We start from the raw sequence: 12,892 nt of genomic DNA, 5'->3' as shown, positions 1-12,892 counted from the left end.
CTTCAGCAAATTTCAATTACATCTTTTATTTATTCAGCATAGGGATTGCGGTATTCTTTTTCACTCACAATTTTTGCAATATCCTCTTCCAGGCTTTCCTGGGAATATTCCACAAATCTGTTGACTTCTTGTCCGTCTTTATAAAAAATCATAGTAGGCACTCTTTTAACGTTCAAACCCTCTTCTAAATTGCCCGGAGTAGTTTTACTTCTGTCGACTGCAATAAGCGTTAGGTCATCAAAATCATATCCGGCCCTATCCAGTATTTTAACGAATTTGGGCAGTTCACGCCTGCTATCAGGACACCAGGTACCAAAAAAAACCTTTATGTTATAATCTGATATGTTTTTTGTAATGGTTCCTAATGCTGCCTGATTAGGGTCATATTCTTCATACACCTGGTCAAACCAAGAAACATATGGTTCTTTTTCTAATTCGTTTCTGTTAATTTCTCCAAGAAGTGCTCCCTGCTGTTTCCTTTTCTTCACTGTTGAAGAGCTTGTTTCTCCCTTTGAATGTACTGTTCCTGCGCTGCCACAACTTAAAAATACAAGCAGGAAGAGGCTTAAAAACTTATTCATGTTTAAATTTTATATAAGGGAATCTTGCGTCATTAATTCAGGTTTTTCAATTCCCATCAGCTTTAATATAGTCGGTGCAATATCTCCAAGTTTACCGTTTTTAATGGAAGTGATATCATTATCCATAAGTACCAGGGGCACGGGATTAGTAGTGTGCGCAGTATTTGGGCTTCCATCAGGATTAATCATGGTTTCGCTGTTGCCATGGTCGGCAATTACCAAAACAGAATACCCGTTTTCCATAGCCGTCTCAGCAACATCTTTAGCGCAGGAATCCACTGTTTCACAGGCTTTCACCGCAGCTTCAAAAACGCCGGTATGACCAACCATATCGGGATTGGCAAAATTCAGGCATACAAAATCTGCTGATTGGTTCTTTAGTTCCGGAATTATTTTATCTCTTATTTCAAAGGCACTCATCTCCGGTTGCAAATCATAGGTTGCCACTTTGGGAGAATTGCACATAATCCTGCTCTCTCCTTTAAATGGCTTTTCCCTTCCGCCTGAAAAGAAAAAAGTGACATGCGGATATTTCTCGGTTTCGGCAATTCGTATTTGCCGTTTTCCGGTGTATTCCAGAACCTCGCCAAGCGTGGTTTTAATATTATCCTTTTTAAACACTACGTTCACATTTGTGAAACTATCGTCATATTTAGTAAGGGTAACGTAGTATAGCGGTAGTTTTTTCATTTCATACTGCGGAAAATCTACCTGCGTAAGTGCCTCTGTTAATTGTCTTCCGCGGTCTGTCCTGAAGTTAAAGAAAATAACAACTTCTTTTTCTTTAAGAGTGGCCACCGGATTTCCATTATCATCAGTCATTACTATAGGTTCGATAAATTCATCACTGATGTCATTATCGTAACTTTGCTGCATGGCTTCTACCGCATTGGTGGTATGATATCCTTCACCTTTTGTGATAAGATCATAAGCCTTTTTTACCCTTTCCCAGCGTTTATCCCGGTCCATGGCAAAATATCTTCCTATAACAGAAGCCAGTTTGCCATTGGTCTGTTTCAGATGCTCATCAATTTCTCTAACAAAATCCTTTCCTGAATGTGGATCTACATCCCGGCCATCAGTAAATGCATGAACAAATTTATCTTTTACTCCAAATTCTTCCGCGGCAGTTAGAAGGCCTTTCAGGTGATTTATATGCGAATGTACACCACCGTCACTAAGAAGGCCCATAAAATGCACCGGCTTGTTGTTTTTGATGGCGTAGTTAAATGCTTCCTGTAAAACAGGTTCATCTATAAGAGAATTATTTTTTACAGCCATGTTAATTTTTACCAGATCCTGATAAACTATACGGCCGGCTCCAAGATTCATGTGCCCTACTTCACTATTACCCATTTGGCCTTCAGGAAGGCCTACGTTTAATCCGTCTGTACGGAGTTCAGCGTGAGGATATTTTTGTAAAATAGAATCTACAAATGGTGTGTTTGCTTTTTCAATAGCTGATACTTCCGGGTCCTGGGTTATGCCCCAGCCATCCAGAATCATGAGTAAAACCTTTTTGTTCATTTTGAAATCTTCAAATTTGGATGTAAAGATAAAAAACTAAATTCCGCTCTACTAAATCTCCTTCTATAATGTTTTATTAAAAGTAAAGCCTAATTTCAAATATTTTCATTCTTAATAGGTTTTAAAATTTTAACAGAAGAAGATGTTTTAGGAATAATATTTTTAGCCGCAACACGTTAACTACATAGTTTCAGAATAGTGTTAACTTCCTGGGATTTAAGCCATAAATGTTAAAATTTGTGGATTTATGGACTCTGGCGACAATTATCTAATCTTTTTTGTATGTTGGCACAACCTTTGGGATTTATTAACAAATATTAATCTAAAAAATATCTGTGTATGACGTATCGATTTCTGACTGTGGTAGCTGTTTTATGTTTTTCTTTTGCATTTACGGGCAAAGAAGAACTAAATAAAGAAAATGTAAAAGATTCCAGGTCTGAATTTGTAAGTTCAAAGACTTTGAAAAGTACCGGTTTAAGCTTTAAAGAAAAAGTCACTAATGCTTATGATGCCTTTATTAAAAATAATGCCAGCATGCCGGCACCTGAAGTTTTTGAAGAAGGAATGAAGGGTTATTTTAAACTTGAGAAAGAAGGAGCGGTAACTAAAAAGATTTTAACTATTGTAGATTTTGATCTTTCTTCAAAGAAAAAGAGAATGTGGATATTGGATATGGAAAATCAAAAAGTTCTATTCAATACTTATACCTCTCACGGTAAAAACACAGGTGGTGAGTTTGCGAATAGCTTTTCGAATACGGTAAATTCCCTGCAGAGTTCTCTCGGATTTTATGTGACCGGGGAAACTTACTACGGAAAAAACGGCCTTTCGCTTTTTATAGATGGAAAAGAAAAAGGATTTAATTCAAATGCCAGAAAAAGATATGTGGTTATACATGGAGCAGATTATGCTACTTCTGCTTTTATTAAAAAGTATGGCAGGCTTGGCAGAAGCTATGGTTGCCCGGCGGTTCCAAATAGTCTTGCCAAAAAACTTATCAATACCATAAAAGGAGAATCTGTAGTTTACATCCACAAGAATTCAGGAAATTATCAGCAGAAATCAGCTTATTTAAATTATACAGCTGCATAATTTAAAAGAAGATATTTATTAAAATCCCGCTCTAATTGCGGGATTTTTTTGTCACTGGTTCTTCTGAAGCAGGTTTAGAATTTCTTCATCTGTGTTATAGATATCTTCAGTGAATTTTGTTTTGTTATTTTCTCTCCATGCAGTCCAGTAAAGGTGATAAACATTAACCGGTTGGGTGACTTCTACTTTTGTTGTTTTACCCGAAGCGATGATACTGTCTATTTTCTCTGAAGAATATTGTTCCCTGTTGCTTAGCAGGTATTTGGATAAACCAATAGCATCCTGTACCCGCACACATCCAGAACTTTGCGCCCGGGAATTTCTTTCAAATAACGCTTTGGAGGGGGTATCGTGCAGGTAAATAAGATATTGATTGGGGTAAATTATTTTAACCCTTCCCAAAGGGTTGGTACTGCCGGCTTCCTGGCGATAAGTGTACTTTAATGCCTCGCCGGAATTCCAGTCTATAGAAGATGGGTCTATAGTTTCTCCGGAAGAACTATAAACTTTGAGATTGCGATTCCTGAGGTAAGAAATATCCTTTGCTGCTCCAGGAATCACATCGTTTTTTTTAATGGTAGGTGGAATGGTCCAGGTAGGATTATAAACAACATATTCAATCTCATCAGAAAAAACAGGAGTTTTTCGAGCCTGAACTCCTACCATTACTTTATGTTTGGAAATTGTGTTGCCCTCACGTACTACTGTTAATTGATAGTTTGGAATATTCACAATGATATAATGATTTCCAAAATCTCGGGGAAACCATCGCCATCGTTCAAGATTGGCTAGAATTTGTTCTCTTCGGTCTTCACGGGTTTTATTTAAATTCCTAATTGTTCCGCTACCAACAATACCGTCTATCTCTAAACCATATTTTTCCTGAAAATTCTTCACTGCCTGCTCTATAGCGGGTGTGTATGCTGATGTTACCGAATCTGTATCTACAGAAATATTCAGCTCCTTTAATCTTTTTACTACGGAAGGAATTCTGGTATCTTCTTCTCCCGGTTTTATTATTTGGCCTTCTTCAATATGTGTGATTTTCTCTCCTGATTCTTCTGAAGCTAAAGCGGAATTAAATTCGGCCAGGGATTTTTTGAGACCATTATAAACCGGGTGATGCGGTTTAACTGAATTTAATACTTCAGTGATTCCCTCATTATCAAATGCCTTTTTCATAAGCATGGAAATCTCAATATCTTCTTTCTTTATATCCCAGATTTCATATAATGCTTCCGGATTGAGTTTGCCGTAATAGAGATCATGAAGAAGCTGATAAAAGGAATCGGTTAATAGAATTTCAAGTCGGACTCTTTCCTGCCCGTACAGGCTTGATAAATTAGTCAAAGAATTCCTCAAATATTCCTCGTTGTAATCTTCGGGTTCGAGTCCTTCTTCAGAAATAGCCCGTATACCCGAATATAAATCTTCCCGTAACTGATGCGTTTTCCAAACCGGCTCATAACCTCCTGTTTTGTAAAAATCAGCAACAGCTTCGGTACTTCTAAGATTTAACTTTTTTGTTTCCGTAGAATCCGAAAAAAAACCAGCAATAGCCGAGGTTTCTGCTAGTTCGCCAATGCTTTTTTCTTCAAAAGAGATTTCATCCCCCGGGTTTTTTTGTTCATTTCTACAGGAAAAGAAAGTTAATATTAAACAAATTAAAGTGGGAATTCTAGAGTTGAACATCATGAAAGATTTGATAGTTTTCGGATGTGCAGCGGGTAAAAAAGCAAAAAGGCTTCAGTATCTTGAAGCCTTTACATCATTATAAGATTCGTACCTTTCAAATTGTACTTCTGCAAAAGGGCATAGCGGGTCAATTTTCAATTTGTTTTCCCGTGCAAATTCCACTGTTTTTTTAACAAGTTTGGTAGCCAGTCCCTGGCCTTCTTTCTTCCTATCTACCTTAGTGTGGTCAATAACTATAATATTATTTTCCTGTTTTTGATAGGTGAGCTCGGCAATTATTCCTTTTTCCCCTTCAATATAGAACATGCCCCTGCTTTCACTTTCTTTATGTTTAATATCCTCCATAGATTATTTTTTTTGAACTGCGTCTACAATTCCATATTCAAGAGATTCTTCAGCATCCATCCAGTAATCACGGTTGAAATCCTTTAAAACCCTCTTATAATCCTGCCCGCAATTATCGGCAAGAATTCTGGCACTTAATTCCTTGGTCTTAAGAATTTCATTGGCCTGAATTTCAATATTTGAAGCCTGGCCTCTTGCGCCACCACTTGGCTGGTGGATCATTACTTTTGCGTGCGGCTGAATAAATCTTCTTCCTTTTGTTCCAACTGAAAGCAAAATGGAACCCATTGATGCTGCCAGACCTGTACAAACAGTAGAAACAGGGCTGTTAAGAGACTTTATGGTATCATAAATTGCAAATCCGTCAGTCACATAACCTCCGGGGCTGTTTATCAATAATTGTATTTCTTCATCTCCATCCAGGTCAAGATACATCAAACGGTCTATTACATGTTTGGCAGTTTTGTCGTTTACCATTCCCCAAAGAAATACTTTACGTTCTTTAAGAAATTTTGCATCGATTAAATCCTGAATTTTACCGGTTTTATCTTTCATATCTGTTATAAAAATTTTCCAATCTAGTTCAGGTTAAAAATATGACTATTTTAGCAGAAAACTCTTTTATGCAACTGGCATTTAACAAGATTTTAAAAGAAGATTTAGACAAAGTAATCCCATTCATTCAGAAGCTTTCCCGGGAACAAACCAGTAGAGAAATATTGAGACAAAGATTAGCCGAAATGTTGGGGCAGAATTATGAATGTTTCGGGGTTTACGCAGAAGGCAGGATAATTGGAACATTTGGATTATGGTTTATGACAAGGTGCTATGCCGGCCGCAGTTGTGAGCCCGATCATATATTCATTTCGGAGGAATATCAGAACAGGGGAATAGGGAAGAGGCTGTTTGATTTTATATATCGTTATGCCAAAGAAAAACGTTGTGAAACCACAGAATTAAACAGTTATGTGGAAAATCACCGTTCGCATAAATTCTATATGAATGAGGGCTATATTATAAAGGGCTATCATTTTTTAAAAAAGCTATAAGTTTTTTTGGAAGTTGAAAAACTTAAACTTTATATTTGCAGTGCAAAGGCGGGAGTAGCTCAGTTGGTAGAGCGTCAGCCTTCCAAGCTGAATGTCGCCGGTTCGAACCCGGTCTCCCGCTCAGGAAATCAAAACCTTCACAGGAATGTGGAGGTTTTTCGTTTTTTAGATACATTTTTTGATAAAGGACCCCACAGGTTTTTAAAGCCTGTGGGGTCTTGCTTTTTAAGCATAAAAAAACCGGCCATTGCTGTCCGGTTTTTAATATCATTTCTAAGATAATTCTTAGCCGTTCATTGAGATTAAGAACTCTTCATTATTCTGGGTTTGTTTTACCCTGTCATTTATAAATTCCATAGCTTCTATAGGATTCATATCGGCAAGATATTTACGCAATACCCACATACGCTGGATGGTTGCTTCGTCCAGTAAAAGGTCATCACGACGCGTGCTTGACGAAATGAGGTCCATAGCAGGGAAAATTCTTCTGTTGGAAATTCTTCTGTCCAACTGAAGCTCCATGTTACCAGTTCCTTTAAATTCTTCAAAGATTACCTCATCCATTTTTGAGCCGGTTTCGGTTAAAGCAGTTGCAATGATAGAAAGTGAGCCTCCGTTTTCAATATTACGGGCGGCACCAAAGAAACGTTTTGGTTTGTGTAAAGCATTGGCATCCACACCACCACTTAAAACCTTACCACTTGCAGGTTGTACAGTGTTATAAGCCCTCGCCAGCCTGGTGATGGAATCCAGCAGGATAACCACATCATGCCCACATTCTACCAGTCTTTTTGCTTTTTCCAGAACAATATTTGCTACCCTTACGTGTTCGTGTGCTTCTTTGTCAAAAGTAGAAGCTACAACTTCGCCTTTTACATTACGCTGCATATCGGTAACTTCTTCAGGGCGTTCGTCAATTAGAAGAACAATCTGGTAAACTTCAGGGTGATTGGCTGCAATTGCATTGGCAATATCCTTTAGCAACATAGTTTTTCCCGTTTTTGGCTGGGAAACAATCATTCCTCGTTGTCCTTTTCCAATAGGAGAGAACAGGTCCATAATCCTGGTGGAAATGCTGCTTTGCTTTTCAGCAATATTAAATTTTTCTTTGGGGAAAAGCGGGGTAAGATGCTCAAATGATACACGGTCCCGTACCACCTGTGGATCCAACCCGTTTATCTTGCTGATTTTAATAAGCGGGAAATATTTTTCTCCTTCTTTTGGGGGACGAATTTGTCCTAAAACAGTATCTCCTGTTTTAAGTCCAAATAATCTTATCTGCGATTGGGATACATAAATATCATCAGGAGAAGTAAGGTAATTATAGTCTGAAGACCTTAGGAAACCATAGTTATCCTGCATAATATCCAGCACTCCTTCACTTTCTATAATAGCATCAAATTCATAGTCGGGTTCGCGGTAACGATTTCTGTTATCGCGGTTCCCGCTGTTTTTACCGGAATTATTGTTATTGTCGCGGTTGCTGTTTCCGTTATTATTGCTATTATCTTTCTTACTTCTGTTGTCCTTTTTGTTGTCGCGGTTTTCCCTTGGATTATTGCTGTTTTTTGATGAATTATCATCTTTGCTGTCACGGGGAGAGCTGCTTTTAGGGCGGCTTTTGGAACCAACTTTATCAGAGCCTCCTTTTTTAGAAGGTTTAGAATTATTGTTGCCGGAATCTTTGTTTTCTTCAGGTTTTGAAGGTTTATCCTGCTTATCCCGTGCCGGAGCCGGTTTTTTATCACTGCCTATTTTTCCTCCCTTACCTTTTTTAGGCTTCTTTTCTGCTGCTGATGGTGTAGCCGAAGAGTTTGTAGTCTCCTGGGGTTCATCAGTAAGTGCTTCTTTTACTTTGTTTGGATTGGAAGCCTGATAATCCAAAATCTGGTAAACCAAATCTAATTTTTTAAGACTTCTAAACTTTGGTACGTTTAAAGTTTTAGCTATCTCCTGAAGCTCAGGAAGTTTCTTAGCTTTTAATTCTGAAATTTCCAACATGAATAATTGTGAATAAGTTTTTGTTTGGATTGATAATACTTCTCAGGGAAGAGTCGAAAAAATTTGGAGTCTTAAGTAACCTGTTTTGAACCGATTACGAAATGTTCCTGCAATAATACGACTTTATTTTAATTTTTAAACAGGTTTCTAAAAAGAATCTTTTATTTTTGTGAGTCAATTTTAATAATTCTCATGCTACAACGCATCCAAACAATCTATTTATTACTGGCAGCTATTACCAGTGCCGGTTTAATTTTTCTTTTATACCTTTGGGAAAATTCCAGTGGTGAAACGGTTTATGCTGAAGATGTTTTAATGGTCCTTATCATGTTCCTGCTATCTGCTGCATTATCCCTGGTGAGTATTTTTATGTTTAAAAACAGAAAGCTTCAGTTTGTACTGGGCCGGCTGAATATAATATTAAATTTTTTTTTACTAGGAGTGTTTGTTTATTGGTTGCTAAGTGTACCTGGAGAGATGGATATCTCAGAGAAAGGTATTGGGATGCTTCTTCCAGTTATTTCTATCGTTTTTTTAGTTTTGGCCAACAGAGCCATTAAAAAGGACGAAGATCTCGTAAAATCTGTCGACCGATTACGATAAGCCTATCATCTTAGTAGTATTAGTGCGTGAAAACCCGGAGGTGCCACCTTCGGGTTTTTTTGTTTGAAATTTTTTGAGCAGATTTTTTGATTATTCCTGAAGAAGTTTGTTCTATTTCAGTTTAATAACTTCAAGGTCTGAGATGGAAGCGCCTTCTATATTAAATCTTAACATGGTTCTCTCCTTATGAAATCCCTGTTTGCCAGCGGCTCCCGGATTCATATGCAGTAGTTCCAGGTCTTTATCATTCATTACTTTCAGAATATGTGAATGCCCTGAAATAAATAACTTCGGTGGATTTTTCCTGATTTCTTCCTTAACGGCAGGCGAGTATTTTTTGGGATAACCCCCAATATGGGTAATCCAAACATCCACACCTTCACACATAAAACGCTGGTTCAGGGGAAATTCCTTCCTAACTTCTGCATTATCTATATTTCCGTAGACTGCAATTACAGGATTAACTGCTTTTAGTTTATCTGTAATATTTAAATTTCCAATATCCCCGGCATGCCATATTTCATCTGCCTCCCCGGCATAATGTAAAATTCTGTCATCTATATGATTATGCGTATCACTAAGTAAAAGTATTTTTTTCAAAACGTTGAATTTTTAAAGTATAATTTGGTTGAAAACCTAAGGCTCTAGAGAATTATGGCTTGTAATAATTGCCTTATCTTTGCATTTTCGCAAATGTAAAAATTTATCTTTTCAAGTTGAGGTATTTCTTTGAACTGTCTTATTTGGGAACGGCATATCATGGTTGGCAAAAGCAGCCTAATGCTGTTTCGGTACAGGAAAAAATCGAGCAGGTTTTAAAACGTTTGCTTCAGGAAAATATTGAAATTGTTGGAGCAGGAAGAACTGATGCCGGCGTACATGCAAAGCAGTTATTTGCTCATTTTGATACTGAAGTGTGTTTAAACAGGGAAGAGTTACTTTATAAAATGAACTCAATGTTACCTAAAGACATTGCTGTAACGCGTATCTTCAGAGTAAAAACAGATGCGCATGCGAGGTTTGATGCGATAAGCAGAAGTTATGAATATCAGCTTGCCCAGAGGAAGGACCCTTTTCTTATAGATCAGGCTTATTATTTAAAACAAGACCTGGATGTTGATAAAATGAATGAAGCGGCAGGAATTCTAAAGAATTATAGAAACTTTAAATGCTTTTCAAAATCCAGAACCGATGTAAAGACTTATAATTGTACAATTAAATCTGCCGAATGGAAAAGCACCGGTGAACTGTTGGTTTTTCATATTACAGCCGACAGATTCCTTAGAAATATGGTGCGTGCAATTGTGGGGACATTGCTGGAAATTGGGCAGAAAAAAAATTCCGTAGAAGATCTGCATAAGATAATAAAAAGTGAAGACAGGGGTAGGGCAGGAACTTCAGTGCCTGCACGGGGCCTGTTTCTCACCCGGATTGAATATTTAAATATAGAAGTAGATTAATGGCGTCAAATACAGGAAGTGCATTCGATTTTAAATTGTTTAAGCGGCTGCTTAAATATACCAATCCCTACAAAAAGACATTTTATTTTGTAGCGATTGCTGCTATCCTGCTTTCCGTGGCTTCCGTGTTACGGCCTTATTTGCTAAAAATTACTATAGACGAGGCTATTGTGCCTCAGGATTACGATGAGCTCATTTACTATATTTTGCTGATGGGAGGTGTGCTTATTGCTGAAGTGATTTTCCAGTTTAGTTTTATTTATTTTGCCAACTGGCTGGGGCAGGAGGTAGTACGTGATTTAAGGGTGAATTTATTCCAGCATATGCTTCAGTTTAAAATGAAGTATTTTGATAAATCAGCCGTGGGCCGGTTAGTAACACGTGCGGTAAGCGATATTGAAACCATCTCGAGCATTTTCAGCCAGGGACTTTTTATGATCATAAGTGATTTACTTAAAATGCTGGTGGTACTCGGGCTCATGTTTTACCAAAGCTGGTCCCTTACATTACTGGTACTTACTGTGCTGCCATTTATTATGTATGCCACAAGGGTTTTTCAGAAGAAAATGAAAATCGCTTTTGAAGAAGTTCGTACACAAGTGGCCAATCTCAACACCTTTGTGCAGGAGCGTATTACCGGTATGAAGATCGTTCAGCTTTTTACCCGCGAAAAAGAGGAGTATAGAAATTTTAAAGAAATTAATGATAAGCATAGAAAAGCCTGGGTGAAAACTGTGTGGTACAACTCCATTTTCTTTCCTATTGCTGAAATGTCCACCTCCATTACCATTGGTCTTATTGTCTGGTTTGGCGGACTTAGGGTTATAGAAGGTGACGGACTTACTCTGGGTGTTATCATTATGTTTATTGAATTGTCCCAAATGCTCTTTAAGCCGTTACGGCAGATTGCCGATAAATTTAACACCCTGCAGATGGGAATGGTGGCGGCAAATCGTGTTTTTGGAATTCTGGATACCAGATCCTCCATAACAGATAAAGGCCAGATTGAAATAGACGATCTTAAAGGCGAGATAGAATTTAAAAACGTACGTTTTGCTTATGTAGATGATGAAGAAGTGCTGAAGGGTGTTTCTTTTAAAGCAAATGCCGGGGAAACTATAGCAATTGTTGGGGCAACAGGTGCCGGAAAATCTACCATTATCAACCTGCTGAATCGTTTTTATGAAATAAACGGCGGTGAGATTTGCGTGGACGGGATGAATATAAACAACATTAAGTTAAAGTCGCTTCGTGCGCAAATTGCGGTAGTGCTTCAGAATGTATTCCTGTTTGCCGATACTATCATGAATAATATCACGTTGGAAAATCCCGGAATTTCCGAAGAAGATGTGGTGAATGCCGCTAAACAAATAGGAGTCCATGAATTTATCAATACTCTTCCCAATGCTTATCATTATAATGTAAAGGAAAGAGGAGCAATGCTTTCTTCGGGACAGCGGCAGCTTATTTCTTTCTTACGGGCTTATGTAAGTAACCCCAGTATTTTAGTACTGGATGAAGCTACTTCTTCGGTAGATTCTTATAGTGAGCAATTAATTCAGGAGGCTACCGACAAAATTACGGAAGGCAGAACATCTATTGTCATTGCGCACAGGCTTGCCACTATAAAAAAAGCTGATAAAATTATGGTAATGGAAGCGGGAGAAATTGTGGAAATAGGCACCCACCAGGAGCTGCTTCAAAAAGCAAACGGATATTATAAAAACCTTTATGAAGTGCAGTTTAAGGCGGAAGAAGCGGTTTAACTCAAATCCTCTTTTAATCGCTCTATAAGCTCTTCATTGGTTTCAAACATAACAAACTCCCCATCCTTTATATAAGAAATCTGCCCTGTTTCCTCGCTAACTACCAGTGCAAGTGCATCGGTTTTTTCAGTAATGCCCACCGCGGCGCGATGGCGCAGCCCGAAGCGAAGCGGGATTGACCTGTCATTAGAAACAGGAAGTATCACTCTGGTAGCGGTTACTTTATTGTCTTCAATTATAATAGCCCCATCATGGAGTGTACTGTTTTTATAGAAAATAGATTGAATAATTGGCTGATTCAGTTCTATGTTCATTTTGTCTCCGGAATTTTTTACAAAATCCAGCTTTGTGCTTTTCTGAATAACCATTAATGCCCCGGTAAGGGTTTTTCCCATGGCTTCACAGGCCTTAACAATAGCTTCCACATCTGTTTTGGTTTCATCTTCTTCTCTGGAAAAGCGCCAGTGACGAAACAGCCTGTTATTATGGGTGAGGTTAGTGGAACCTATCATTAGCAAAAATTTCCTGATCTCCTGCTGAAAAACCACAATTAGAGCAAACATTCCCACTCCAATAAATTCTCCCAGAACATTGCTTAAAAGCTCCATTTGCAGCAGTTGGGTAAGCCACCATGCCACGTAAATAATTACAATTCCAAGAAAAATATTTACAGCAACGGTGCCTCTAACCAACTTGTATAAATAATAAAGTAGAAGCGCTACAAAAACGATATCCACTATATCGAGAATACGAAGATCAAGAATGTCCAA

At 38.0% G+C, this 12,892-nt stretch carries 13 protein-coding genes and 1 tRNA gene; 6 read left to right on the top strand and 8 right to left on the bottom strand.

Annotation, left to right across the window (positions count from 1 at the left end; genetic code table 11):
• Window positions 1-29: 29 nt before the first annotated feature.
• Together RM539_RS14605 and gpmI are read right to left on the bottom strand one after the other, a co-directional pair.
• Window positions 30-581 (bottom strand): TlpA family protein disulfide reductase, encoded by a 552-nt coding sequence (locus tag RM539_RS14605; protein WP_311504157.1) that lies wholly within the window; start codon window positions 579-581, stop codon window positions 30-32.
• Window positions 582-590: 9 nt separating this feature from the next.
• Window positions 591-2,108, bottom strand: coding sequence for a 2,3-bisphosphoglycerate-independent phosphoglycerate mutase (gene gpmI / locus RM539_RS14600; RefSeq protein ID WP_311504156.1), 1,518 nt, complete (start codon window positions 2,106-2,108; stop codon window positions 591-593).
• A 339-nt stretch (window positions 2,109-2,447) separates the two neighbouring features.
• On the opposite strand from gpmI, the gene RM539_RS14595 reads away from it, so the two are divergent.
• Window positions 2,448-3,203, top strand: a complete 756-nt coding sequence (locus tag RM539_RS14595) for a murein L,D-transpeptidase catalytic domain family protein (RefSeq protein WP_311504155.1) — start codon at window positions 2,448-2,450, stop codon at window positions 3,201-3,203.
• A gap of 51 nt (window positions 3,204-3,254) precedes the next feature.
• Here RM539_RS14595 and RM539_RS14590 read toward each other — a convergent pair whose 3' ends face one another.
• From RM539_RS14590 to RM539_RS14580, 3 genes are read right to left on the bottom strand one after another with little or no spacing between them, the layout of a single operon-like run.
• Window positions 3,255-4,895 (bottom strand): L,D-transpeptidase family protein, encoded by a 1,641-nt coding sequence (locus tag RM539_RS14590; protein ID WP_311504154.1) that lies wholly within the window; start codon window positions 4,893-4,895, stop codon window positions 3,255-3,257.
• 54 nt (window positions 4,896-4,949) lie between these two features.
• Entirely contained in the window at window positions 4,950-5,243 is a 294-nt protein-coding gene (locus RM539_RS14585) for a GNAT family N-acetyltransferase (protein ID WP_311504153.1), read from the bottom strand.
• 3 nt (window positions 5,244-5,246) lie between these two features.
• Window positions 5,247-5,798 (bottom strand): ClpP family protease, encoded by a 552-nt coding sequence (locus RM539_RS14580; RefSeq protein WP_311504152.1) that lies wholly within the window; start codon window positions 5,796-5,798, stop codon window positions 5,247-5,249.
• Window positions 5,799-5,839: 41 nt separating this feature from the next.
• Here RM539_RS14580 and RM539_RS14575 point away from each other — a divergent pair, with 41 nt between their 5' ends.
• Window positions 5,840-6,292, top strand: a complete 453-nt coding sequence (locus tag RM539_RS14575) for a GNAT family N-acetyltransferase (RefSeq protein ID WP_311504151.1) — start codon at window positions 5,840-5,842, stop codon at window positions 6,290-6,292.
• 48 nt (window positions 6,293-6,340) lie between these two features.
• Window positions 6,341-6,413, top strand: a tRNA-Gly gene (locus tag RM539_RS14570).
• Between the two features lie 164 nt (window positions 6,414-6,577).
• Here the strand turns inward: RM539_RS14570 and rho are convergent.
• Window positions 6,578-8,293, bottom strand: coding sequence for a transcription termination factor Rho (gene rho / locus RM539_RS14565; RefSeq protein WP_311504150.1), 1,716 nt, complete (start codon window positions 8,291-8,293; stop codon window positions 6,578-6,580).
• 192 nt (window positions 8,294-8,485) lie between these two features.
• On the opposite strand from rho, the gene RM539_RS14560 reads away from it, so the two are divergent.
• A complete protein-coding gene (locus RM539_RS14560) occupies window positions 8,486-8,896 on the top strand; it encodes a DUF4293 domain-containing protein (RefSeq protein ID WP_311504149.1) in 411 nt (136 codons plus the stop codon).
• Window positions 8,897-9,007: 111 nt separating this feature from the next.
• Here RM539_RS14560 and RM539_RS14555 read toward each other — a convergent pair whose 3' ends face one another.
• Complete coding sequence (locus RM539_RS14555) at window positions 9,008-9,496, bottom strand: metallophosphoesterase family protein (RefSeq protein ID WP_311504148.1); 489 nt, start codon at window positions 9,494-9,496, stop codon at window positions 9,008-9,010.
• 116 nt (window positions 9,497-9,612) lie between these two features.
• On the opposite strand from RM539_RS14555, the gene truA reads away from it, so the two are divergent.
• Window positions 9,613-10,356: a tRNA pseudouridine(38-40) synthase TruA gene (gene truA, locus RM539_RS14550; protein WP_311504147.1), complete on the top strand. Its 744-nt coding sequence runs from the start codon at window positions 9,613-9,615 to the stop codon at window positions 10,354-10,356.
• Entirely contained in the window at window positions 10,356-12,122 is a 1,767-nt protein-coding gene (locus RM539_RS14545) for an ABC transporter ATP-binding protein (protein ID WP_311504146.1), read from the top strand. Before truA ends, RM539_RS14545 begins: the two co-directional genes overlap by 1 nt.
• Here the strand turns inward: RM539_RS14545 and cdaA are convergent.
• The gene (gene cdaA, locus RM539_RS14540; RefSeq protein WP_311504145.1) at window positions 12,119-12,892 is read right to left on the bottom strand and encodes a diadenylate cyclase CdaA; all 774 of its coding nucleotides are present in this window, start codon (window positions 12,890-12,892) and stop codon (window positions 12,119-12,121) included. The two genes, RM539_RS14545 and cdaA, sit on opposite strands and share 4 nt — an antisense overlap.

Source organism: Autumnicola musiva (assembly GCF_031846585.1).
In the GTDB taxonomy this organism is placed as follows: domain Bacteria; phylum Bacteroidota; class Bacteroidia; order Flavobacteriales; family Flavobacteriaceae; genus Autumnicola; species Autumnicola musiva.
This window is presented reverse-complemented; position numbering and strand designations above follow the sequence as displayed.